Source organism: Kitasatospora sp. NPDC096128 (genome assembly GCF_040303105.1).
Taxonomy (GTDB): Bacteria; Actinomycetota; Actinomycetes; order Streptomycetales; family Streptomycetaceae; genus Kitasatospora.
Genome location: NZ_JBEOSP010000030.1, coordinates 57,207 through 81,837, shown reverse-complemented (window position 1 = coordinate 81,837; position 24,631 = coordinate 57,207). Strand labels below are relative to the sequence as shown.

Genomic DNA, 24,631 nt, shown 5'->3' with positions numbered 1-24,631 from the left:
CGCGAGCTTCGAGGTTTCAGCTTCGTACGAGCGGGTTCCACTTCTGGCCCCAGGCGGGGTTGCAGTCCCAGAGTTGGAGTCGGGCGTTGTTGACGGCGTTGGCCCCGGGGAGGTCGACGCAGCGGCCGGAGGCGGGGTTGAAGAGGCTGCCGTCGGGCCTGGGGAGGAAGATCTGGTTCGGGGAGTTGTTGCCGCAGGTCCAGATCTCCAGAGGGGTGCCGTTGGCGGTTCCGGCGCCGGTGGCGTCGAGGCAGCGGCCGAGGGCGCGGAGGGTGCCGTCGGGCTTGGGGGTCCAGTTCTGGGCGGCGTTGCCGTTGCAGTCGTACAGCTGGACGGCGGTGCCGGGTGCGGTGTTGGCGCCGTAGATGTCCATGCACTTGCCGGTCTGGGTGCCGTAGGTGACGGGGCTGTTCTCGGCGTAGACGCTCAGGACGTTGTCGGGGCCCCGGTCCCAGGTGAAGTAGGGGGCGGCGGTGGTGGTGTGGCCGGTCCAGGTCTGGATGATGCCGTTGGCGGTGATGTCCCAGAGGGTGGGGGATCCGGTGCCGGTGCCGGTGAGGTCGCCGTTGGAGCCCATGAGGGGCCAGGTGGTGGCGGGGATGCCCCAGCCGATCTTGGTGTCGGTGGCGATGCCGGTGAGGGTGGGGTAGCTGGTGGTGTTGCCGAAGTCGTCGGTGACGGTGATGGTGCCGGTGGTGAAGGTGTAGCCGCGCAGGTCTCCGGTGGACTGGTTGCGCGCCCACAGGCCGGGGTGGCCCTGATTCGCCCAGTCGCCGGGGGAGATGAGGTCCCAGCCCTTCCATCCGGTGGCGGCCAGCTTTGTGGGTGAGCCGAAGAAGCCGTCGTTGGTGGTGGGGTAGAACCAGAGGGCGCCGGTGCCGTCCGGGCTGGTCTCGATGGTGAACAGGCCGGTGCGGTTGAGGAACTTCCTGTTGGCGTCGAGTTTGGTGGTGCTGGGGTCGCCGCTGGCGGCGATCTGCAGTGTCGTGGACCAGTCGGTGGTGTTGTAGCCGGTGCAGTCGGTCAGTTTCGGGTCGCAGGCGGGCTTGGCCAGGATGCTGTTGGCGTCGAAGACACCGGTGACGCCGGTGTTTCCGGGGTTCTGGTAGTAGTAGAGGTTCTTGTCTCCGTCCTTGTGGACGATGAGGTCGTCGACGTTGTTTCCGCCGCGCAGGCTGCCGCGGTGAGTGGTGCGGTAGTTGGTCCAGGAGTCGCCGCCGGGGGACTTGGCCTTGGGCGCGGCCAGTGGTGCCTTGGCGCCGGTGGCGGGGATGCTGTAGGCGCGCAGGTCACCGTTGGGGTCGGCGGTGACGATGTCGGGCTGGGCGTCGCCGGTGACGTCACCGAACGTCGGGGCGGGGCTGTTGGGGTTCCACGGGGCGTAGAAGGCGTACTGGGCGACGGGTGAGAGGTTGCCGGCGTTGTCCTCGGCCTGGATGTAGAGGACGTTGGTGCCCCAGCGTCCAGGGGTCACCTGGATCTGGCCCGTGGGCATGGCGCTGCCGCACTGCCAGGCGGCGTCGACGAGTTGGGGGTCGAAGCTCCAGCGAAGGCAGGCCACACCGCTGGTGTAGCCGCCGCTGGGATTGGGGTCGGTGGCGGTGAAGGGAACGCCGCCGCTCTGGCCGGCGTAGATCTGGGGGGTCTGGCCGTTGCCGCTGGGCGGGAACTGCTTGCCGGTGTCGGCGACGGTGGTGGGGAAGGTGAGGGTGGGCGGGGTGAGGTCGACCTTGAAGTAGCAGTTCGGTGTGGGGGCGGACCAGGGGGTGTCGTCCAGGCCGTCCTTGGCCTGCATGTTGTAGCCGTAGGCGTGGCCGTCCTGGATCAGGCCGGCGGGCAGCTGGAAGCTGGTGGTGCCACCGCTGTTGACCGGGGCCGTGTCGCCGCTGGCGCCGTTGGAGGAGTTGTAGTCCCAGATGTGGTCCCAGGTCATGACCTGGGCCTGGGTGGGGCTGGTGACGGTGCCGTTGAGCTGGACGGCGTTGTTCTGGGCGGAGCCGGCGCCGAGCCACGCCCAGTGGTCCCTGTTGCCGTCGCCGCAGGACTGGTTGGTCGCCGCAGGGCTTGCCGTGGTGGGGGCGGGCCACACCCCGGGGTTGGTGGGCACGTTGGGCACCCGGTCGTACATCACGGACAGCGCAGGCTGGTAGGTAAACCGCTTGAATGCGTACTGGTTGCTCTCGTCGCCGTAGAGGCCGAACGTCAGCTGCCCGTAGTTGACGTACTGCTTCATCGCACCGGTGATGTCGAAACTGAACGGCACGTTGCCGTAGCACGCTTGGTCGTGTCCAGAGCCGCCCACCAAGGCCGTATCGCCGAGCGGGCCCCCTTGCTGTCCGGGCTGGTTGGACCAGGTGGTGCCGTTGCCGATCGCCCCGGTGACGTAGAGGTTGAGCGGGTACTTGGTGGTGCAGGACCAGTCGGCGGAGACGTACTCCTGCATGGTCATCGTCGCGGAGTGGATGACCGCCCCGTTGAGCGAGCTGATGTCGAACTGGTAGAAGCTGCGCTCGATGTCTGCGGGGGAGCAGCTGCCGCCGTTGGGGTAGTAGCCGCACTTGCCGGCGCCCGGGTGGTCGGCGTCCCCGGGGCCCTGGCGGTTCCAGTTGTTGGAGCCGTCGTGGGCGGACTGGACCCAGGTCCAGGAGTTGCCCCACTGGGTCCAGGGCAGGTAGTCGGGGTCGATGTAGTACGGGGCGGTGCCGTGGGCCAGGAGGTCCTGGTCGGGGGTGAGGTCGATGCCGTTGTTGTCGGCTTTGACCGGCATGGTGGAGACCTTGGAGGCCGTTCCGGGGCCGGTGTCGGAGCCGGCTGCGGGAGCCTGGCCCGCGTCCGTCTGCGCGGGGGCGGGAGCGTCTGCCGCGGCTGCTCTGAACGTCATGGCGGTCTTCGTCACGGGCGCCGGGGCGCTCGTCACGGGCGCGGGGGCGCTGGCGGCGGGTGCGGTGGTGCTGTCCCACATCTGCGGGGTGCGGGAGACCCAGCGGGGTTTGCCGTCGGCGCCGGCGACGGTGACGTTGCCGTGCTCGTCGCTCTTGACGCTGACGCCGTCGAGGGTGGTCCCGAAGTGCAGGTTCTTCAGGACCGGGTTGGCCGCCGCGGCCTGGGTCCTGACGACCAGGACAGTGGTCAGGCCGCCGAACTTGGTGGCGGTGACCTTCAGGTCGATGTCGGGGGCGACGGACGGGTAGACCACGCTGTCACTGCTGACGGTCGGCGCGGGCAGCGCGAACGGGGCGGACAGCGCGAGCTTCTTCCCGTCCGCACTGGTCATCGTCGCCAGCGGCCCGTTCCCGCCCTTGGACAGCGCCACCTGCCCCGCCGCGGACTTGGGTGAGAACGTGCCGTCCTGATTGGCCGCCAGCGTGGCGTCCAACCCCTGCCAGACACCGCCCCGGCGCACGCGCTGCTGCTCCAGGTGGTTGGTGAGCGAGAGGTGGCCTTCGGGGGTGGCGACGGTCTCGCTGTACTCGGTCGTGAGCGAGTCGACCGGGACGTTCTGCTGTGTGGCCTTGGCCTGGGCGATGGCCTTCTCGGTCGCACCGGCCGGCGGCCGTTCCTGCTGTTGCTTCGCGGTGATGGCGTCGATCGCGGCCTGCGACGGCACCGGCGGTGCGTCGGCGGCGTGGGCGCTGAGCCCGGAAAGGCCGGTGGCGAGCGCGAGCGCGGTTGCCACGGTCATTGCCCCGAGTGGCACACCGTTGTAGCGGCGCTTTCTGTTCAAAGCGGGAAACTCCCCCCAAAGTACACGGACTGCCTGCATAGGCACAGGTCAGAGGCACCGTAGGGGCAGGCACTGACATCCAGCCAGTTCAATTCGACGGCGAAGTCCCGACTTGCAGCGAATCGAGGCGATTCGTAGACCCCCGTGAGAATCCTCACCAGTCACGAAAACTTGACCGCCAGTCATCACTGTTCGTTAGCATCCGTCAGTTCGGATCCAGAACACGGGCCCCCGGCGCGTTCGGGGGCTCTAATTCCCTAAGGGATGTAAAAGAGTGTCATTTATACAACGGTCAGGCCTCAAGAAGACAAAGGGCGGGGGGAGGAGACTACGGGCACGGCTGGCAACCGTCACGACGGCCGCCATCCTCGGCTCGCTCCTGGCGCCCCTGCCGATCGCGGCAGCGGCGGACGGGCCGGACTACTCGCGCAAGTGGTCGCCACCCAACACCGCTCTTCCGAAGACGCCCTCGGTTCCGGGGCAGAATGCCGCGCCGGTTCCGGCCGCGAAGCCGGAGCACCCGGTGCCGCCGGCCTGGACCCCGCCGAAGGACCCGAAGCCGGTCCCGGGGGGCCACGCGTCGGTGACGCTCGGCTCCGCTCCCGAGGCGCACCCGCTGGGCGACGGCGAGAAGGCCCAGGCCGGTGCCGAGGCCAAGGCATCGGGCCTTCCTGTCACCGTCGCGCCGCTGGCCGGCTCATCGGCGGCGGGCCAGACGATCCAGGTCGACGTTGCGGACACCAAGGCGGCGACGACTGCCGGTATCCCCGGCGTGGCGGTGACCATCACCCGGCCAGGATCGGGCGATGACGCACCCGTGCGCCTGGGTGTAGACACCTCCAGCCTGGACGCCGCGTTCGGCGCGAACTGGGCGGCCCGCGCCCACCTGGTGGTCCTTCCCGGCTGCGCGACCACGGCGCCGCAAGCCCCGGACTGCCGGAAACAGACCCCGCTCGAATCGCACTACGACCCGACGGCCAAGAAGCTCGTCGCCGACGTCCCGCTGACAGGCACCGGCGTCGCCAAGGCCCAGGGTGCCTCTGCTACCAAGAGCGCCACAGACGCCGCCCCTGGGGCGGCCCGCGCGATGTACGCGGGCTCCACCACCACCTCTACGACCGTGGGTGTGGTCTCGGGGGCGTCGAGTGGGGCCGGAACCTACTCGGCGACCCCGCTCAACCCCTCCCAGTCCTGGACCGCGGGCGGTTCCTCCGGGGCCTTCACCTACGGGTACCCGGTGCAGGCGCCGCCGGCGCTCGCCGGCGCGGCCCCGAAGGTGTCGCTCTCCTACGACTCCGCCTCGGTGGACGGCAAGACCTCCTCGACGAACGCGCAAGCGTCCTGGATCGGCGACGGCTGGGACTACGGCAACGGCTTCGTCGAGCGGTCGTTCAAGCCCTGTTCGCTGGACGGGATCACGAACTCCGGCGACCAGTGCTGGGGCGGCGCGAGCATGACCCTCTCGTTCGCCGGCCACTCCGGGCAGCTGGTGCCGGACGACGCCTCCTGCCAGTCCGGCACGCCCGCCACGATGGAACAGGCGGCCTGCACCTGGCGGCTCAAGGACGACGACGGCACCAAGGTGCAGTTCCTGACCGGTGCGACCAACGGCACCTGGAACGGTTCCTACATCAAGGTCACCGACACCGGCGGCACGGTGTCCTACTTCGGTCTGAACCACGTGCCGGACGCGAACGGCAACCCGACCACCCTCGGTGCGGACAGCGGCTCGACGTGGACCGTCCCGGTCTACTCGCCCAACAGCGGTGACCCGTGCTACGACCCGGCCAAGGGCCAGGGCTCGTGGTGCCAGATGGCCTGGCGCTGGAACCTCGACTTCGTCGTGGACCCGCACGGCAACCTGACCACCTACACCTACACCCCCGAGACGAACTACTACTCCCGCGGCGGTGCCCAGAACAACGGCAACGGAACCAGCACCGCTTACACCCGCGCCGGCGTTCCCGCCACCGTCGGGTACGGACAGCTCCTCTCGGATCAGCTGAACAACAACGGCGCCTACCAGCCCGCCGCTAAGATCGTCTTCAACACCTCCGAGCGGTGCGTCACCTCCACCGCGGCCTGCGACCCGTCCCAGCGCACCGCGGCCAACGCGGCGAACTGGCCCGACGTCCCACTGGACCAGCAGTGCGACGCCACCAGCGCGTGCACCGTCTACGGGCCGACGTACTGGACCACCAAGTGGCTGGCGTCCATCACCACCCAGGTGAAGGTCAACGGCAGCTACCAGACCGTGGACTCCTACGCGTTCAACCACACGTTCATCAACGTGCAGAACGCCACCGAGAACACCCAGGTCCCGTGGCTCGCCTCCATCCAGCGCACCGGCCAGGACACCCAGGCCACCGGCGGTTCCATCACGCTGCCGGCGGTGTCCTTCACCTCCCAACTGCTGCCCAACCGTGTGGATGGCACCAACCTGGTCCCCGCACCGCCGGCCTACAACCGGCCTCGCATCCAGCTGATCACTACCGAGACCGGCAGCACCATCGGCGTCAACTATGCCTTCGCCGCCTGCTCGCGCGTGAACAACGTCATGCCGGCCTCCGCCGACAGCGACACACTCTCCTGTTACAACGTCAAATGGAACCCGCCCGGTTCGATTTCCGGCGCTGACCCCGTGGACGACTGGTTCCTGAAGTACCCGGTCACCAGCGTGACCGTGAACCCGGCAACCCCCGGCTCGGTGCCGATGGTGACCAACTACACCTACGGCAAGGCCGCCTGGCACCGCAATGACTCGGCACTGACCCCGGACAAGAACCGGACCTGGGACGAGTTCCGCGGCTACGCGAGCGTCACCGTCGTCTCTGGAAGCGGCAAGGACGGGCCGCAGTCACAGAGCTCGAAGACCTTCTACCAGGGCATGGACGGCGACCTGCTCGCCAACGGCACCAGCCGCAGCGTCCAGGTGGCCGGCCCGATGAGCGGCCAGGTCACCGGGACCGCCACGGTCACTGACTCCGACTGGCTCTCCGGCCAATCCCTGGAGTCCGACACCTACACCCAGGCAGGCGGCAGCATCGCAGGCTACACGGTCAACACCGCGAGCGGCCCGGTCGCCACGGCAACCCACAGCCAGGGCGGTAGCTTGCCGGCCCTCACCGCCCGGTACGCGGCCACCAGCTCGACAGCCACGTCGCGCTCGTTGAAGGCGGACGGCACCTGGCGCACGGGCGCGAAGACCACCACAACTGACCCAGCCCACGGCAACCGGATCGCCAGCTCGATCGACACGGCGGACGGCCTGCCGGACATCTGCACCCGCACCAACTACGCCACCGGCTCGGACCCGCAGGTCCTGGCACTACCGTCCGAGGTGATCGCGGTCTCCGGCGCCAGTGCCTGTACCGCCACGCCCACCGCTGCCAACACCGTGTCCTGGAGCAGGTCGGCGTACGACGGCCAGACCTTCGGACAGATCGGCACCGCGCACGATGTCACGAGCAGCCTGTCTCTCGACCATCTCGATTCGGCAGGCACACCCCAGTTCACCTCGGTGAACAATGCGTATGACGCCTACGGGCGGCTCGTCGGCGTCACCGATCCCAACGTCACCGACAGCGCGCACCCGAACGGCGCCAGCACGACGACGGCGTTCACCGCATCCGCCGTCGGCGAGCTGCCGAACAGCTTCACCGTCACCGCCCCGGCCCCGGCCGGCGCGAGTGACGCCGCATCTGGGCGCGTCACGACGACCAAACTGGACCCGGCACGTTCGCTTCCCACCAGCGTGACCGACCCCAACGGCCGCACCACCACGCGGGCCTACGACACGCTCGGACGGACCGCCAGCGTGTGGCTCCCAGGCCAGGCCGCCACGGCCGCCGCCAACGCCAAATTCGCGTACTCGACCCCGGGTGTCGTCAACGGCACTGCCGTCCCCCCGACTGTGACCTCGTCCAGTCTGCTCAAGGACGGCTCCTACGCTGTCAAGATCGACATCATGGACGGCACTGGCAGGGTCGTGCAGGCCCAGTCCACCCCGGCGCTCTCCGCCTACAAGGGCCGACTGATCACCGACACCGTGTACGACTCGCAAGGACGTGTCACCGGGGCCAACAGCCCCTGGTACAACGACGACGCCGCACCGAGCACCACACCGTTCCTGACCACAACGCAGAAGGTCCCGGCGCAGGCCTACACCGTCTACGACGGCCTCGGCCGCCCGGTGACACAGCAGTTCGTCGCCTACGGCGTCACCCAGAGCACCACCACCACGGCCTACCCAGGCGCCGACCGCACCGACGTCACACCGCCCGCAGGCGCCACACCCGCCTCCGTCGTCACCGACGCCCGCGGCCACACCGCCCAACTGTGGCAGTACAAGACCGCCACCGCCACCGGCAACCAGACCGACGCGGACACCACCAACTACACCTACACGGTGGACGGCCACCTCGCCACGCAGAAGGACGCGGCAGGCAACACGTGGACCCGCGGCTACGACCTGCGAGGACGTGAGGTCACCGCGACCGACCCGGACACCGGGGCCGGCACCAAGACCTACGACACCGCAGGCCGGCTGGTCACGACCACCGACGCACGCAACCAGACCATCGCCTACACCTACGACCTGCTCGGCCGAGTGGCGGGCACTTACGCCGGATCGGTCAGCCCGGACAACCAGCTGACCGGCTTCACCTACGACACCGTCGTCAAGGGCCAGCCCTCGACCTCGACCCGCTACGTCAACGGCGCTTCCGGCATCACCTACACCACCTCCGTCCTGGCGTACGACACCGCCTACCACCCCACCAAGACCACCACCACCATCCCCGGCACTGAGATCGGCCAGGGCACCACCCCGTTCACCTACACCTACCAGGCAATCTACGACCCGGTCACCGGCGCAGTGACCAAAGACAGCCGCTCGACGGTGGGCGACATCGCCGGCGAAACCGTCGCCTACACCTACGACACCAACGGCCCCCTGCGCACCTACGGCGGTAGCACCACCACCTACGACCTGTCCTCGGACTGGGACGCCTACGGGCACAGCATCCGCGCCACGGTGAACCCCTGGGGCACCCAGATCGTCGTCACCAACACCTACGACGAGTCCACCGGCCGCCAGCTGCAGCAGTTTGTGGACAAGCAGACGGCTGCCACCGGCTCCGTGCAGCAGCTCACCTACGCCTACAACACGGCGGGGCAGCTCACGGCCGTCCGCAACATCCCGGACAACACCCCCTCGTCCACCGACCTGCAGTGCTTCGGCTACGACTACCTCAGCCGGCTCACCACCGCATGGTCGGATACCGGCACACTCACCCAAGCAGCCCAGCCGACGGTCGGTGGCATCGGCGCTTGCGCCAACTCCACACCCACTAGCGGAGCTCAGGCGCCACTGAGGACCACGGTCGGCGGCCCCGCCGCCTACTGGCAGAGCTACGGCTACGACCTCACCGGCAACCGCACCCAACTCGTCCAGCACGACCCCTCCGGTGACACCACCAAGGACACCACCACCAACCAGACGTTCCCGGCCACCGGGACCATCAACACCCCGACCACCGCACCCAACACCGGCGGCGGCACCGGAGGCCCGCACGCTCTGACCAGCACCACCACCACAGCGCCCACCGGCACCACCGGCAGCAGCGCCCAGTACGACGCGGCGGGCAACACCACCGCCGTCACCGACACTTCCGGCACCGCCGCCCTCGCCTGGAACAGCGAGAACAAGCTCGCCTCCTACATGAAGACGGGCACCGCCGGACCGACCAACTACCTCTACGACGCCAACGGCAACCAGCTCATCCGGCGCGACCCCGGCAAGACCACCATCACGCTCGGCGGAGACGAGCTGGTCTACGACGCGACCGCCAACAAGGTCACTGGCGTCCGCTACTACCAGATCCCCGGCGGCATCACCCTGGTCCGCCAGGGCGGCAACTCCACCTACCAGATCGCCGACCCTCACGGCACTGGAACCCTCGCCCTCGACGGCACCACCCTCGCCGAGTCCCGGCGCCTCTCCGACCCGTTCGGCAACCCCCGCGGCATCCAGCCCACCACCTGGGCCGGCGACCACGGCTTCGTCGGCGGCACCAAGGACGACGCCACCGGCCTCACCAACCTTGGCGCCCGCGAATACCAGCCGACCACCGGACGGTTCCTCAACCCCGACCCGCTCATCGGCCCGAGTGATCCACAGCAGTGGAACGCCTACGCATACAGCAACAACGATCCCGTCAACTCCAGCGACCCGAGCGGCCTCTACACCTGCCGCAACGGCCATGAAGGCTGCGACCAACATGGCAACGCCTGCGGCAGTGACTGCTCCGTCCAAGCCACGATGTCCGGCGACTGCAGCACCAGCGAGTGCGGCCACAGCGACATCAACCAGAACCCCGTCCACACCATCGCCGAGCAGAAGACCGCCCGCGTCCAGAAGATGATCAAGGACTCTGAGGCGGCCTACACGAAGAAAACCTGTTACGACACATCGAGGCTGGGGAAACGCTGCACCAGCCAGAAGGACCAGGACCAGGACAGGGCCCACTTTGACGTCACCGTCAAGATGTTGTCCGACATGACGGTAGTCATCCCTTGGTACAAGTGCGCCAAGGGCGGCGGATTCGGCGGCTCGGACCAGGATGCCTGCGACACCCTCGGCGCGGCGATGTCCACGTTCGATCTCGGCCCGGCAGCACGGGACCTCTCGGCAGCGATGGCCTCAGGCGAACGGACGGGTCTAAAGGACCTGCTCGCAGCGATCGGGCGCGTCTGTGAGGGCAACAGCTTCCCCGCGAAGACCGGCGTACTCCTCGCAGACGGCAGCACGAAGCCGATCGAAGAGATCCAGGCCGGCGACACCGTACAAGCAACGAACCCCTCAACAGGCGAGACCCGCGCCCAGAAGGTCACCGACGTCATCAAGACCCTCACCGACGTCGACTTCACGGACCTGACCGTCCACACGGCGAACGGCGACCAGGCCCTCACCTCGACCCAGCACCACCCCTACTGGAACGAGACCACCAACAGGTGGACCAACGCCGCAGACCTGGAAGCCGGACAGACACTGCGACAGCCGGACGGCACCCTGGTCACGATTGCGGCAGTTCACAGCTACCAGAAGCCGATCGTCACCTACAACCTGACGGTCAGCGAATCCCACACGTACTATGTACTCGCGGGAAACACACCGGTTCTCGTGCACAACAGTAATTGTGGGCCGGAGATAACCGGTGTCAATGTCGGGAAGAAGTGGGGAAAGCACTCGAAGGACTATGGCCTGAACCCCGGGGATCCCGCCGCGCGTGAGTGGTATGAAAATAGGGTCCGTGAAGTGCGCGCTTCCCATGACGAGGTACGTCACGGGCCGTATAATCCCGATGGTGGAGGTGGGACTGATTATTGGTTCTACCGCAAGGATAACGACCTGGTGCTAACCAAGGGCGATGGATCCTTCGTTACCATGTTCCCCTTGGAGCCGAGGGGGAATGCATATTGGGATGGCGCCGCTCCGGTCAATTGTGGCTGCTAGCCGCCGAGGTTCGATAAGAGTTCTTGAGGGCCGAAAGTGCGGTCGACGTGAGGAGTGACTGGGTGGAACCCTTTCGTGAAGATGCCGAGGCCCTGAAGATCAAGGGCCTGCGCGTTAGGCATGTCTTCGAGATCGCTGACGCCGACGGTGAAGTGGAGGCGCTTCAAGTTGTCTTCATGGATGGCTCGTCGCTCGTAATTACCGTGTGGACCGACTGGTCGATGCGCGTTGAGCGTAGAAGCGATTCGGAAATTCCGGAATACCTCTGGCCGACAGAAGAGCGAGTCCAGGCTGCGATCGAACGGGAAATTCCGGAAGATGGCGTAGAGGTTCATTTGGTGCAAGAGCGGTTCAATGAGATTGGTTGGCTTGTCGGTGTGGAGATTAAATTCTCAGGATTCGCGATCGTTGCCGAATCGTGGGCGGGCAATCTCTCGCTGACGGTATGTTGATGCAGCGACTCGCGCGGCAGTTCGGAAGCCGTTAGACAGTTTGGTCAAGATATTAGCCTTGCCTGTGCAGAAGCCCCGCCAGAACGGGTTCTGGCGGGGCTTCTGTGTGTCTTGACGGCAACGGTTGACGGCAACGTCAGCGGACGGGCGCCACACAAAACGGTGGATCGTCGCTGTCGTCGGTCTCGGCGGCGGCGTCTCCGGAGTGGCGGAGGGCGTTGCTGAGGGTGTCGATGGCTTGGCGCTGGAGGCGGAGTCGGACGTGTAATGGTGAAGTCGGGTATTGGAACTCTCCGAATGCCTCGGCCGAGGTCACATCCCGCGTTCGGGTCCGTGCCAGGACTCCGGCTGGTCTTCGGGGCTCATGGGCAGGTGTTCGAGCTTGACCGGTCCGGGATAGAAGTACGTCCCGTTGGGGTGGATGACCTCTTCGCCAATGAGGTGTCGGTGTAGCCACTCGGCGAAGCCCATAGCGTGTTCCCAGTACCCGCCTTCGTCCCGGTCGTGCACGACGACACTCCACTCGGGCGTTCGGGGGCTGCGGTGGAGGAAGACGTGGAAGCCGAAGTCTGTCGACAGAGCAGGGATCAGGACACCGTCCGCTCCGGTGTCGGGGTGTGGGAGGCCGTCCCACTCGGCGTCGCGGAAGGCCTGCTCGGTCTGCCGGATCTCCTCGAGAAGGTTCCACCGCGTGGTCGCCGGGTGGTTGAAGTAGAGGTGGCCGTTGACCTTGATCGGCGCGTACTCATCAATGAACTCTTTGTAATCATCGGGGAGTTCAGTGCCGATTTCCGCTTCCAGGTGTGTCCAGCTGTCGGGGCCGGCGAAGCGTCGACCCCCTGGTCCGAGCATCGTGACGACGGCGGACAGATGGTGGAGCATGGTCGCACCTCTCGTTCGGGTGGAGTTGCACGTAGATCGCCGAGGTTGGCGTGATCTCGAGTGAGGGCCTGGCTCACTCGTAGTCGAAGAAGCGGTTCCACCAGGTCCGTGGTTCGAAGCATGTGCCGAGGTTGCTGACGCCGTCGTAGTCGGTCCAGAGCAGGTGTTCGGAGATGGCGATGTAGCCGAGTGCTTCGACTTCGTCGTTGATGCGGCGACGGTCGGCAGCTTCGAAGAGGACGTTCTCTTCTTCCTCGCCGTAGTGGCCGGGGCCCCCGAGCGTCACGGCGACCAGGTTGCCGTAGTTGCTGACCGTGATGGTGATGTGCTCGCCGCTTGCCGTCGCGGCGGTGGGGATGACGATCGTCCCGTGGTGGTTCGCGTCCTGGACGCCTCGATCGACCGCGCAGGTGCAGCCGAACCGCTGGTCCAGCCTGGCTGCGAGCTCGTCGAAGCGGGCTCGGGTCCGGGCGTGGTCGTAGATCGGTGGGAACTCCGCAATGTCGGACGCGTCGAGGTCCCTCAGCAGAGCCCAGATGTGCTGGTCATCGAGGGGCATGGTGATCGTCTCCGTGCTGGTGTGGTTGGTTGATGCGGTGGCTGACCTGGGCGGCGTAGTTGGTCCAGTCACCTGCGGAGAGTCGTTGCCAGGCGACGGCGACATCGGTGTGGATGCCCAGGGTGCGGGCGAGGATCGCGGCGGGGATCTCGGTGGCGAGTTGGAAGAGCGCGGTGCTGCGGGCCTGATTGGGGCGGATCCCGAGGTTGTTGAGCCGCTGGGTCAGCTGGGTGGTGCTGATCGGGCGTCCGGGTTGGCCGCCGGGGAAGAGCCAGAGCGATGGCGTCAGTGCCCCGATGGTCGCGTGGCCCTTGCGGTTTGCTGCGACGGCGCGTGCGAGTGCAGCTACTGGCTCGGGCAGCTGGATGGGGGCCTGGCCGAGGTGGACGCGCACTCCTTGAGCGTCGACTTCGACGGCTGCGGTGGTCAGTCGGCTGATCGCTGCCGGTCTTTGGGCATAGAGGAGGAGAAGCAGGCCGGCCAGCCGGTCCTCGGATTTGAGGGTGCCGTCGTGCAGGAGTCGGCGTGCGGTGTCCCATCGGTGCTGTTCGTCCAGTGGTTGGGTCGGGCCGCTCCAGCGGTGGGCGGGGGCGTGGATGGTGGTCAGCTTGTTGGTGCGGGCCCAGCGGATGAAGTGGCCGGCGGTCCAGCGGTAGGTGGCCGAGTCGTCGGTGAGCCAGTGGTCGAGGTCGCCCTGTCCGCAGGTGGCCAAGGTGAGGTTATGGGTGGCGAGCCAGCCCAGGAAGGCGACGGCCGCGTGGGTGTGCTGGCGAATGGAGTTGAACTGCTGCGGAGTGGCGGGTCGGCCGTTGTTCTTGCCGCGCAGGCGCCTGACGATGTGCCAGGTCGCATAGCGGTGGAGGAGGCTGCGCTGGTCAGGGTCTTGCTGGGATGCGAGGAGACCGGCTAGGAAGCGTTCGATGCGGGCCATGTGCTCGTCGCGTTCGGGCAGGGCACCGACGCTGACGAGTACTTGACGCAGATGCGCGAGGGGCTGGCTGTCGGGCAGTTCGTCGAGGGCCTGGTGGGTGAGTGGCCGTCGGCCGGCGGCGAGATCGGCGAGCACCGGGGCGATGGATGGCTTGTTCAGCCAGCGGTTGGCGGTGACGGGGTATTCGGCGGTGGCGATGTTGAGCCGGAGGGCTTGGAGCCCGGGGTAGAGGGTCTCGGCTGGAGCCCCCAGCAGCTTATTTAGGCGCTGGTTGAGCAGGCAGCGGGCGCACTGGCCTGGGTGCGGATGGTCGGGATCGGTGCAGGTGGGGCAGGTGTGCCAGACCTCGGGGGCGGTGCAGTCGACGCAGAGGGGTTCGGCGAGGGTGCCGGAGATGACCGCCGCGATGCGGCCGCAGGCCGAGCAGGAGGCGGTGCGGCGTTGACAGGTGGGACACCAAGGGCGACCGGTGATGCGGGAAGTGCCGCAGGGCCTGTTCTCGCCGCAGATGGAGCAGGTCGCGGTGCGAAGAGCGGGGCAGCTCGGGCAGATCGGGCCGTCTGGCGTCCGGGTATCCACCAGGCGTCGGCGGCCGCAGTTGATGCAGGGTTCGAGGTTCGCGGGGTCGGTGATCAGGCAGTTCGGACACAACGGTCGGCCCTGGCCATCGCGGGTGGCGGGTTCCCGGTGGGCTCCGCAGCGCGAGCAGTCCTCAAGGCGGCTGTGGGCGATGCAGGTACGGCAGACCCGCTGGCCGTCGAGTGGTTTGTCGATGCGGACGACTCTGTGGCAGCGGGGGCAGGCGGGTGGGACGACTCCGGCGATGCCCGCGGTGTGCAGGAGGTCGATCAGTCGCAGCATGGCGCGAAGGGGTGAGAGGTGCCCGTCTCCGGTGAGCAGGCCGGGGTCGGTTTCCAGCGCCCAGGCGAGTTTCTGCTGGTAGGAGGGGCGTGCTGTCGACCGGTGGACCGCATTGGCGATCGCCTCGCGATCGGCGGCCGGGTCCAGCGCGGTGACCAAGGCGTGGATGACGGTGATCGGATCCCGGTCGTCGAGGTCCGGACACATCTTGCAGCGCGGTCGCCCGGCGCGGTCCCGCGTCGTGATGCGGCGGGTGTTTCCGCAGGCGGCGCAGGGTTGGGGCTGCGGTCTGTGGCTCCAGCAGTACCAGTCCTGCCCGCGGCGCTGGAAGGTTCGCATCGGCTTGCCGCAGTCAGCGCAACACGGGGGCGAGATGTGCGAGGCGCCTGCCTCGCGGAGCGCGATGAGCAGGTCACCGATGGCCCTGGGCGCCGGTGACCGGCTGTCGGTCAGCACGCCGGGATGCTCGGCCAGGTGTGAGGCGAGGCGGCGGGCCTTCGCCCGGCCGCCCTCGAGGCTGGTGACCATGGTGCGGATCTGCTCGATTGCCAGCTGAGGTTCGATGGCCGCGACCAGGTTCGCGATCGTTCCGATCGGGTCGGAGATGGCCCGGTCAGGGTGCCTCGGTGTGGTCACGGTCGCTCGACACCACGGATGCGGGCGCGCTTGGGTCGAAGATCACCGACACCGGCCTCGGCGCCAACTGCCTTCTTCGTCCGGCTGGTTGCTCCGGCGCCGGTCGCGGCCACGGGTTCGATGAGGTCCTCCATGGTGCAGTCGAGGATGTCGAGCAGGGCCATGAGGATCTTCAGGCTGAGCCGTTCGGGGCGTTCGACGACGAGCCGGTAGACCTGACTGGAGGACAGGGTGATGCCGCGTTTGTCCAGCAGCGGGATGAGGTCGGTGGTGGAGAACAGCCCCCGGTCGGCCATGACCTTGCGCAGGTGCCAGTGGTAGTCGAGCTTGGCGGCCATCAGCGGTCCTTGTCTGCGGAGGTGGTCGGGGCGAGCACGGGCGCGAGCGCCTTGTGGAGCATGGTGTTCATGAAGTCGTCGCTGACGTGGGTGTAGATGGCGGTGGAGCTGTCGTTCTCGTGACCGACCTGCTCCTGAATTATCTTGAGTTCGGGCGAGCCCTGTCCCTGTGACCTTGGCGTTCGCGTTGACGACGTTGTTGTCGAAGCGGACTCGGACCTGTCTGCAGCGTGTAGGACAGCTGACTGATCGATACCGGGTCGAGACTCATCGCCGCGGTTTTTGTCAGGCTGGCTCGTCGGTGCGCGTCGGGTGTTGGCGTTCACGGGGTTGAGGGTCCTGACGCTGAGGGGCGCCTTGTTGCCTGGTCGACTTCCTGAGCTCGCTCGTCGGCCGCAGCCTGCTGCAGTTCGCTGTAGCGGTGGAGTGCCTGCGGATCGCCGAGATGTTCGGCAGCCGCGATGGCGGCGTCGAGGACGCTGTCCATCCAGAGTCGGGGAATCCCCTGCAGTTCCTGCTCACTCGCGGCGAGGAGACGCTGCGCGGTGGAGGCGTCAGGTGCGATCGGGACGAGAAGGAAGCACTCCTTGACGAAGTGCCGCCATTTGCCCTGCTCAAAGCCGTGCTTTTCGGGTGGCAGGACGCGCTGGACCTCCTGAAGCGTCTGCCATGCGCCTGGGAAGTCGTCGGTTCGTCGTTGCAGCCGAGCGAGGGTGAGCAGTTTGCTGAACTTTGCCCCTGACCACGCATCGTTGAGCGCGACGGCTTCCTTCTGCACGTCCACGGCTTCGGCGAGATAGCCGAGGTGGGCGAGGTGGAATTGCAGCGTGTTGAGCGTGGAGTCCGTTCGCGGCTCGCCGGCCGCCCACTCGGTCATGAACAGGCGCGATGCCTCGCGCTCGCCAAGGCGGGCGGCGTGGTGGGCCCACTCCTTGAGTCCTTCGGCAGCCGGCTCGGCGGGGAAGCGGGCGCGTTGCTGGTCCAGCCATTCTTCGACAGCAGCGTCGGTATGGCGGGACGACGTGATGTCGCCCAGGATCCGGTCACGGTCAGGGTGAGAGCTGGCCCGCACTGCCTCGGCGCTGGCGGCGATGCCTGCGGTGAGGAGGTGGTAGAGGTGGTAGCCCAGGGCCGTGTCGAAGCTGATGTTCTTGGCGTCCCAGTGCAGCCACAGGTCCTCGGCCTGCCGATGCTCGGCGACCAGGAACCCCGCCAGGGTCAGGTCGGGAGCCAAACCGGAGGGGACGGCCTCGCGGTAGTAGATGGTCTGCTGCTGGAGAAGGAACCGCAGGAGCGGCAGGTCCTGGGGGCGGCGGTCGTATTGCAGCGCCCACAGCACCGCGAAGCGGGCAGCTCTGTTGCGGTCGGTCACGGCACCTTCGTCGGTGTCCCGAACACCGTGGTAGGCGAGGTCCGCCCACGTCGACCGGTCCTGCCGGGCTCGTTCGAGAGCGGCCCTGGGTCCCCGCAGTAGTCGGTCCTGCTCGTTGGCGGCACTCATCGTTGTCCCCTCGTTTGGCTGCTTGTGATTCTGTCGGCTCGTTGTTCGCCCAGTGCACTGGCCAGTTGATCGCGCAGGCGGCGGTTCTCCTGCGTGAGTTGCCGGACGCGGGTGTTCGCGGCTTCAAGTCGCCGCAGCAGGGAGGCATCCGAGGTCCGCTGGTGTGCTGGAATCGGGGACGCGGGTGCTCGGCGGTATGCAGCCCGCAGGCGCTCTACTTCAGCCCGCAGGTCCGGCTGGCCGTAGAGCCAGGACCGCGAGACGCCCGCCTGCTTGGCGAGAGCATCGAAGGTGACCGGCTCTCCGGCAGCGTCGAGGGAGCGCAGAGCCTGGATGGCCTTGGAGCGGGTGTACTCGCTGCGGCGGCGGGCGGCCTCGACGATGTGCTGGCTGTTGTCAGCTCGCATCAGCGATGGCCTCCGGCTCGTCGGGCTCGGATTCCAGCGTGGTGATGATCTTCTCCAGGTTGCCCAGGACCTGCTGGTTCATCTCCACCACCCGTACCTGGCCGCGGGCCTCGGCGGCGGAGACGATCTGCAGCAACTGCTGGCGCTGTTCGCGGTGTTGCGGCAGGAACTCGGTCGTGGTGAGGAACATCGGGCAGGTCAGACAGGCGTTGGCGTGCGGGCAGGTCTTCTGCACCGGCAACCCGCAGTAGCCATTGGGCAGGGCCTGGGTCGCGCGCCCGAGCCGCTGCTTGGCCCAGGTGGCCTCGGCCAAAGGGCCGGCCGGGTCGACGGTGACGCTCTCGCCCATGACGTTGACCTTGCGGGCCCGCTCCCAGTGCCTGCGGACCGTAGTGTCGTGCAGCCGGGCGTAGTGCGCGGTCATCTCGCCGGAGGAGTGATCGAGCAGGACGCGTACGACTTCCTGCGGGACATCGCGGTTGATCAGCCTGGTTCCAAAAGTATGACGCCATTGATGGGGCGTCAGGTGAACAGGCCGACCGTGCTCGTCGCGCACCTCGCAGCGCTCCAGCCAGACGGCGAGCTGGCCCCGGTAGGAGTGCGTGGTCAGCGGCCGGGTGCCGTCGGGGTTCATCCGCGGGGCCGGGAACAGCCAGCGGCTGCCGTCGGGCCAGAGTTCCAGCACCCGGCGCTGCTGGGCGGCGATCTCGCCCTCGACCTCCTCATCGATGGGGACCAGGGCCTCGCGTTTCATCTTCCGGTTGAGGTAGCGCAGGTAGGCGGCGCCGTCCGCGTCCCGCACGATGCAGTCGAAGGCCACATTGCAGGCGTCGCCGACCCGGAGTCCGCACCGAACCAGGACCAGCGTCAGCAGGCGGCCCTCGGGGTTGTGCCAGCGGTCGAGGTTGGCGGGCTGCTCGACCTGGGCCATGACCTGCTCGGCCAGCGCGCGGGGCAACCGCTTGTCGGGGCGGGGGAAGTCATCGGGGTAGTAGGTCGCGCTCGCCGGGAGGGTCTCGTCCCAGCCGTGGCGGCGCACGGCCTGGAAGAACGCGTTCAATGAGCTGATGTCGCGGCTGCGCGAGTGGGTCGAGCGCGGATCGGTGGAGAGATCGGCCAGATTGCGCTCGAGGACCTTCCGGTCCACCGCCGCCAGGCCGCCGACGGCGACATGCGGGTCGGACAGGAAACTGGAGAAGCGGTTGAGGGCGAGGATGTCGACGACGGCCTGGTTGACGCTGCGGCCGATGCTGAGTCGCCAGCGCACGAACCGCTTGGCCGGCTCACGCAACCACGGCTGGACGATGCGGTCGAACCGCAGCCGAGCCCCGGTCCCCTCCATGCCCAGGCGACGCAGCACCCAGACATCGCGGGGAAACTCCGTCTCCCAGCCGCTGCCGCAGACGAGATCCTCCAGGTGCTCGTGCGCGTAGCGCAGGAACGCCAGCTGCCCGTTCTGGTCGTGACTGGCCCCGCGCACCGAGGCGAAGAACTCGCTCCACCGCTCCATCGGCCACTCCAACAACGAGTTGGCCTCACCGGAGGCGGCCAGCCGGATCACGGGCGAGACGGCTGAGCTGTGGGTGTTGACCTGCCGCTCGTCGTGGCGGCACTGCAGCGCGTACTGCAGCTCCAGCTTCAGCTGCCGCTTGGCCTCCAGCGAACGGAAGTTGAATCGGTCGTCGCCGGCTGCCTCGCAGCGGCGTGCGAACTCTTCGATGTCGGGGCTGCCGACGGCATACCAGCGGGACTTGTGGTTGTGGCAGAACGGCGACTTCCTCTGGGACCACAAGGTGCAGAACGACAGGCGGCAGACCTGGTGCCCGCTGTCGGCAACGGCGGGCAGCGTGGTGATCCAGTTCTTCTTGTCGGGCTTGCCCGCTCGTTCCCAAAGCCGTGATGGCGCACGCACAGCCCCTGGCGGGCAGCACCGTAGCGGCAGCTGGCGACACCGCATGCCGTCAGTTCGGTCCTGCCGACCGGGCCGGGGCCGGGATCAGCGATGAACGCCTCCATGTCCGGGCCTCCGCGCCGCTGCCAGCGGTAGTAGTGGCTCCGGCAGAGCTGGCGGGTGCGGGGCTGACGCGGACACCCGGGAATCAGGCACGATCCCAGGCCGAAGATCAGCTCTCCCTGCGCGGGGATGAACACGTCGACCCGGAACTCGGGCCTGACAGCGGCCATGAGCTTGCCCAGCAGCCCCAGACCGGGAAGCGGAACAGCGGGAGTCGCCTCGTTCACCAGCTGACCTCCCGCCCGGTCAGGAAGCCGGCGGCCTCCAGGGCGCGACGGGCGTCCTCGACCGACAGGTGGCCGTACGTGTCGAGCGTGGTGGCGATCGACGAGTGCCCCAACAAGGTGCTGACCACCTCGATGGGCACACCTCGGCGCAGAAGCAGGGTGGCCCGGGTATGCCGGAACCAGTGCGGGTCGAAGTCGACGCCGGTGTCGCGCCGGATCCGCAGCACCAGGTCGTAGACGGCCGCGTAGGTCAACGGGTGCCCGTAGGCGCCGCCCCACAGGTTGACAAACATGTAGTCGCTGTCCAGGTCGCCGTACTCGGCGTGCAGGTAGTCCGCGTAGAGCCGGACGATCTCTGGGCCGACCGGCACCGTGCGGGGCGAAGCGGACTTGGCCCGGGCCCGGTTGTCGTTGACCCGGGGTATGACCGCCAGCTCACCCTCCGCCGCCGCCAGGTCCTCGTGGCGAAGCCCGAGAGCCTCCCCGATCCGGATCCCGGTCTCCCACAGCAGTGCGAACAAGAACCGGTCCCGCAGCCGGGTGCACGCGTCCAGGATCGCCTGGACCTGGACGGCGGTCAGGATCGTCGGGTGGGAGCGGGGCGACTTCAGCTTGATCGTGCGGCGTCTCTCAGGCTGGCCACCGGCCAAGTGGTAGAGGAAGGGTTTCCAGCCCTTGCGCCGGGAGCGGACCGGCTGCAGCTCGGTGACCAGATCGCCCAAGTCCACGCCGTGACGAGCGTGGAAGACATAGAGACCGCTGACCGCCGACAGCTTCCGGTTGACCGTGGTCACCCCGCAGTGATGCTCCGCCGACGGCAGCAACGCGACCCGGCCGTCACGGCCTGCAGGCGGCAGACGAAGCCAGGCAACGAACTCGCCCAGGTCCTCCAGCCGAACCTCGCGCCAGTCCAGCCCCCGCCGGCCGAGGAACACGAACCAGTCCTTCAGATCGTGGGCATACGCCTTCACTGTGTTCGGCGACCGCTCGATGTCGGTCAGGTAGGCGAGGTATCGCTCGATCGGCTCGACCGTGCCGCCTCCGTCGCCGAGGACCGTCCACGACTCAAGCAACGAGTCGGGCATCAACACCCTCTGCACCAGCATCAGACCTCCGGGGAAACTGCGTGATGGACGGCGGTAGATAACCACCGTCACCACACAGATCTCCACCCACCTCGGGCTCGTGCTGTACGTCGTGGACACGCTTCCAGCGGCTCAAGAGAAGCTGGATGAAGCGGCGGTCGACGCCGTCCTCGGTGAGGTGGGTGACGTAGGCGTGGCGGGCGGAGTGGACGACCAGCTCCTTCGGGAGCTTCAGCGCGTCGCGGTAGGCGACGAACCGGGCGTTGATCTCCGCCGGCTTGATCCGGCCGCCCCGCTCGGTCACCCACAGCGCGGGGTGGTCCTCGCAGCCGAACCGCGGCCGGACGTTCTCGACGCAGTCGGCGACCGCCTCCACCGCCCAGTCCATCACCGACAGCACGTTCCGGCGCCGGGCTGGCTGGCCCTTCTTCGCTTTGCCGTAGCGGACGTTGAGCGTGCCGTACCGGCCGAACTGCGGAGCCGAGGCATTGCGGCCGAAGTCCACCAGATCAAGCTTGGCCGCCTCGGTGCGGCGCAGGCCCCACCCGTAGATGACCTTGAAGAGGGTGGCGTCCCGGTAGGCGGCGAGGGCTCCCTTGCGCTTCGCACGCACCGCGCGGTCGACCTGGTCGTCGGCGTAGTCCAGGAACCGCTGGATCTCCTCCCGGGTGAACGGCCTCGCCTCCGGCCTGCCCTCGTAGTCGTTGAGGTGGGCGATGGTGTTCCACTCATGGCAGATCGCCACCGGATGGGTGCCGAAGGCGTCATCGCAGGCCACCGCCCAGCCGTAACGACCGTCGATCAGGAACTCGCTGAACAGCCGCAGACTGCCCTGGTAGCTGCGGATCGTGGACGGCGCCAGGTGCTTCTCGCTGGTCAGCCACAGTGACCACTCGTCCACATGCCCCGGCGACCAGGCCCACGGGTACTCGTTGGTGTGCTCCAGAAACCGGCGCACAAGCCGTTCCCGGGCGGTGACCGTGTCCTCGCGCAGCCCGCGGGCGGCCTGCTGGGCCCGCCACCCCCGCAGCATCGCCTCGACCATCGCGTCCTGCGGACGCAGCTGGACCACCCCGGAAACCAGTTCCAGATGAGCCGCCCCGGCCAGGTCGGCACGTCGCTGTTGACCCACTCCCGCCCTCCCTTCCAGAGGGCAAATCCTGCATCAGATGGGATCTGATCGCCAAACTCCCTGATCAGGCCACCAAGTTGTAGGAGGATGGAGCCCCCGTCGGACGCCGCACTGACCTCGCGACCTGCGGTTTCCCGCCCATCTGATGCAATTCCCGAGGGTTGGCATACACCGTTGCGGTAACGCCGATGTGGGCGTGTCCGAGGAGTTCCTTGATGACGACGAGTTCGACGCCCTGTTCCAGGAGGAGGGTCGCCGCCGAGTGGCGGAGGTCGTGAAACCGGATGCGGCGGAGCCTGGCCCGGCGGAGCAGAGCGTTGAAGTGCCGGCTAAGGGTGGCTCCCTTGATCGGGTAGCCGTCGGGCCGGGTAAAGACGTAGCCACTGTCCGACCACCTCTTGCCTGCCGTGTCGCGCTCCCGGGCCTGCTGGTCGCGGTGGTCCCGCAGCGAGTGTAGGCATTCGCCGGGCAGGGCGATGCGTCGCTCCGAGCTTTGCGTCTTCGTTGGCAGGGCGGTCAGGCCGTTGCTGTTGGTGCTGGAGGGTGCGCCGGAGGCTGGCGGTGCCGCCGGTCAGGTCGAGGTCTTCCCAGCGCAGGCCGAGGAGTTCGCCCTTGCGCAGGCCGGTGCGCAAGGCGAGCTAGGAGAGGGCCTGGAGCCGGTGGCCGTTCACAGCGGTGAGGAGGTCGCGGGCCTCGTCGACGGTCAGGGGCTCGAAGCGGCGGGGGCGGGGTGTGCCCATGCGGACGTTGCGGGCGACGTTGCGGGGGGATCTTTTCTTCGCGGACGGCGTGTTCCAGGGCGGACTTGAGCACGGAGTGGATGTAGGCGAGGGTCAGAGCGGACAGGCGGTTGCCGCAGCAGATGCCGGCCGCGCAGCATAGTGGCTGGTCGCGGGCGGTATCGAGGCCGCGTGCGCAGCATTGGCAGGTGGTGCGGAGGTGGTCGAGCCAGGTGCGGACGTCCTTGTCGGTGAGCTTGGCGAGCTTCTTCTTGCCGAGGCCGGGGAGCAGGTAAAGGCGGGTGCAGGCGGTGCAGCGGGTGTGGGTGTTCTCGCGGAGGCGGTGGACGCCGATTGTCTCGAGCAGTAGGTGAGGAACGCGCTGCGACGCTGCCCTGTGCGGACGGGGCTGGGACTCCGCGGTTGCTGGCGGCGATCTTCTCGGTGAGCTTGGCCAGGGCCTCTTTGCGGGTGGTGCCGTAGACGCGGACGCGCTTGCGGGTGTCGTCGACGGCTAGGACGTAGCCGGCGGCTTCCCAGCGGCCGTCCTTGCGCTGGTAGACGGTGCCGTCGCCGTTGGCGCGGACCCTGCGCGAACCGGCGGGGGCGGGGTTGGTGTCGGGGGTGGTGGTCATCAGGCTGCCTGTTCGAGTCTTCGTCGCCCACCCCGACGCCCACCCCGACGCCGACACCGACGAAGACCCCGGCAGCCCGAACGTGGGACACGCGCCCGCCGGCGGCATGGTGGCCCGCGTGGAGGCGCTGGAACAGGCACTGGCCGAGGCTGTCGGGCAGATCGCCGACCTTCGCACCCGCGTCGAGGCTGTGGAGTTGGGCGGGACGCACCAGGGTTGACCTGGGGATACTCTGCTCCACGGTCACTGGATCGGGTGGGATTCCCGGCCCTCGACACGTCGTGCACGGGGCGCGGATAGGGTCAGCTCGGGACCAGGGCCCGGCCGGGGCGGTGGTCTTGTCGACGCCTGGGATGCCGGGGAGGCAGACTGGCCGGGAGTCGTAGAGGCAGGGAGGTGGCCATGTCGGTGCAGTCGGTCCACATGGAAGGCGCGGGCGATCGGGTGCCGCGCAACGCTGAGGGGATCGCGGCGGCGTTGTCCGGGGCGCGGCGGATGGAGTTCTACCGCGAGCTGCTGGCGGCGGCGCCGCAGGAGGCGGAGGCGGTGTTGCGGCACTGGTGGTGCGAGGCGGTGCTCGACGCCGACCAGGCGCGCGGCGACCAGCTCACCGCTGCCGCCCTCGCTGGCACGCTGTCCCTGCGAAGCGTGGCCGACGCGGTCGAGGCCCGGCGCGCGGCAGGGCTGCCCGTTGAGTGACTCCGGGGTGCCGTACGACGAAGGCGAGGACGGGGTGGCGGACGAGGGGTGGCCCTGCTACCTGTCCCCGGAGGTCGAGGCTCTGCTGTTGGACCCTGCCGTGACCGGCGACGTCTTCAGCGCCATCGTCTCCGCCACCGTGAGGATCAACACCACCTGCGGCCTGGTCCCCGGCAGCACGGCCTCCGAGCGTTGGCCCCAGCAGCGACGGATGCCGCTCGGGTCCGGCGGCTCCCTCGGCGTCGCCGAGTACGTCATCGTCGCCGACGCCCCCGAACCCCACTGCGTCATCACCCGCGTCCAGCTCTACTAA

General features: G+C 68.0%; 16 protein-coding genes and 1 pseudogene. 5 read left to right on the top strand and 12 right to left on the bottom strand.

Annotated elements, in window-relative coordinates; translation table 11 throughout:
* Positions 1 to 16: 16 nt before the first annotated feature.
* Positions 17 to 3,682 carry a ricin-type beta-trefoil lectin domain protein gene (locus ABTY61_RS28830; protein WP_350508022.1) on the bottom strand — a complete coding sequence of 1,222 codons (3,666 nt, stop codon included), beginning with the start codon at positions 3,680 to 3,682 and terminating at the stop codon, positions 17 to 19.
* 625 nt (positions 3,683 to 4,307) lie between these two features.
* Here ABTY61_RS28830 and ABTY61_RS28825 point away from each other — a divergent pair.
* The gene (locus ABTY61_RS28825) at positions 4,308 to 11,240 is read left to right on the top strand and encodes a polymorphic toxin-type HINT domain-containing protein (protein WP_350508021.1); all 6,933 of its coding nucleotides are present in this window, start codon (positions 4,308 to 4,310) and stop codon (positions 11,238 to 11,240) included.
* 62 nt (positions 11,241 to 11,302) lie between these two features.
* Positions 11,303 to 11,692, top strand: coding sequence for a hypothetical protein (locus tag ABTY61_RS28820; protein WP_350508020.1), 390 nt, complete (start codon positions 11,303 to 11,305; stop codon positions 11,690 to 11,692).
* 312 nt (positions 11,693 to 12,004) lie between these two features.
* Here the strand turns inward: ABTY61_RS28820 and ABTY61_RS28815 are convergent, their stop codons facing one another.
* From ABTY61_RS28815 to ABTY61_RS28765, 11 genes and pseudogenes are all read right to left on the bottom strand, one after another.
* Positions 12,005 to 12,574 carry an SMI1/KNR4 family protein gene (locus ABTY61_RS28815; RefSeq protein ID WP_350508019.1) on the bottom strand — a complete coding sequence of 190 codons (570 nt, stop codon included), beginning with the start codon at positions 12,572 to 12,574 and terminating at the stop codon, positions 12,005 to 12,007.
* 73 nt (positions 12,575 to 12,647) lie between these two features.
* Positions 12,648 to 13,133 (bottom strand): hypothetical protein, encoded by a 486-nt coding sequence (locus ABTY61_RS28810; protein WP_350508018.1) that lies wholly within the window; start codon positions 13,131 to 13,133, stop codon positions 12,648 to 12,650.
* Positions 13,120 to 15,561, bottom strand: coding sequence for a site-specific integrase (locus ABTY61_RS28805; protein ID WP_350508017.1), 2,442 nt, complete (start codon positions 15,559 to 15,561; stop codon positions 13,120 to 13,122). The genes ABTY61_RS28810 and ABTY61_RS28805 overlap by 14 nt, the downstream gene beginning before the upstream one ends.
* Positions 15,558 to 15,899 (bottom strand): helix-turn-helix domain-containing protein, encoded by a 342-nt coding sequence (locus ABTY61_RS28800; RefSeq protein WP_350508016.1) that lies wholly within the window; start codon positions 15,897 to 15,899, stop codon positions 15,558 to 15,560. Before ABTY61_RS28800 ends, ABTY61_RS28805 begins: the two co-directional genes overlap by 4 nt.
* Positions 15,899 to 16,225, bottom strand: a complete 327-nt coding sequence (locus ABTY61_RS28795) for a hypothetical protein (protein ID WP_350508015.1) — start codon at positions 16,223 to 16,225, stop codon at positions 15,899 to 15,901. Before ABTY61_RS28795 ends, ABTY61_RS28800 begins: the two co-directional genes overlap by 1 nt.
* Positions 16,222 to 17,271, bottom strand: coding sequence for a hypothetical protein (locus tag ABTY61_RS28790; protein WP_350508014.1), 1,050 nt, complete (start codon positions 17,269 to 17,271; stop codon positions 16,222 to 16,224). Before ABTY61_RS28790 ends, ABTY61_RS28795 begins: the two co-directional genes overlap by 4 nt.
* 125 nt (positions 17,272 to 17,396) lie before the next feature.
* Complete coding sequence (locus tag ABTY61_RS28785; protein WP_350508013.1) at positions 17,397 to 17,807, bottom strand: DUF6262 family protein; 411 nt, start codon at positions 17,805 to 17,807, stop codon at positions 17,397 to 17,399.
* Positions 17,797 to 19,719 carry a tyrosine-type recombinase/integrase gene (locus ABTY61_RS28780; protein WP_350508012.1) on the bottom strand — a complete coding sequence of 641 codons (1,923 nt, stop codon included), beginning with the start codon at positions 19,717 to 19,719 and terminating at the stop codon, positions 17,797 to 17,799. The genes ABTY61_RS28785 and ABTY61_RS28780 overlap by 11 nt, the downstream gene beginning before the upstream one ends.
* Before the next feature lie 325 nt (positions 19,720 to 20,044).
* Complete coding sequence (locus ABTY61_RS28775) at positions 20,045 to 21,220, bottom strand: tyrosine-type recombinase/integrase (protein WP_350508011.1); 1,176 nt, start codon at positions 21,218 to 21,220, stop codon at positions 20,045 to 20,047.
* On the bottom strand, positions 21,114 to 22,265 hold the full coding sequence (locus tag ABTY61_RS28770) for a tyrosine-type recombinase/integrase (protein ID WP_350508010.1): 1,152 nt from the start codon (positions 22,263 to 22,265) through the stop codon (positions 21,114 to 21,116). The genes ABTY61_RS28775 and ABTY61_RS28770 overlap by 107 nt, the downstream gene beginning before the upstream one ends.
* A gap of 64 nt (positions 22,266 to 22,329) precedes the next feature.
* Positions 22,330 to 23,619, bottom strand: a pseudogene (locus ABTY61_RS28765) (tyrosine-type recombinase/integrase).
* On the opposite strand from ABTY61_RS28765, the gene ABTY61_RS28760 reads away from it, so the two are divergent.
* The 3 genes from ABTY61_RS28760 (at position 23,561) to ABTY61_RS28750 (ending at position 24,631) form a co-directional block, all read left to right on the top strand.
* Positions 23,561 to 23,839 (top strand): hypothetical protein, encoded by a 279-nt coding sequence (locus ABTY61_RS28760; protein ID WP_350508050.1) that lies wholly within the window; start codon positions 23,561 to 23,563, stop codon positions 23,837 to 23,839. The pseudogene ABTY61_RS28765 and the gene ABTY61_RS28760 overlap by 59 nt on opposite strands.
* A 182-nt stretch (positions 23,840 to 24,021) precedes the next feature.
* On the top strand, positions 24,022 to 24,318 hold the full coding sequence (locus ABTY61_RS28755; RefSeq protein ID WP_350508009.1) for a hypothetical protein: 297 nt from the start codon (positions 24,022 to 24,024) through the stop codon (positions 24,316 to 24,318).
* Positions 24,311 to 24,631 (top strand): hypothetical protein, encoded by a 321-nt coding sequence (locus tag ABTY61_RS28750; protein ID WP_350508008.1) that lies wholly within the window; start codon positions 24,311 to 24,313, stop codon positions 24,629 to 24,631. Before ABTY61_RS28755 ends, ABTY61_RS28750 begins: the two co-directional genes overlap by 8 nt.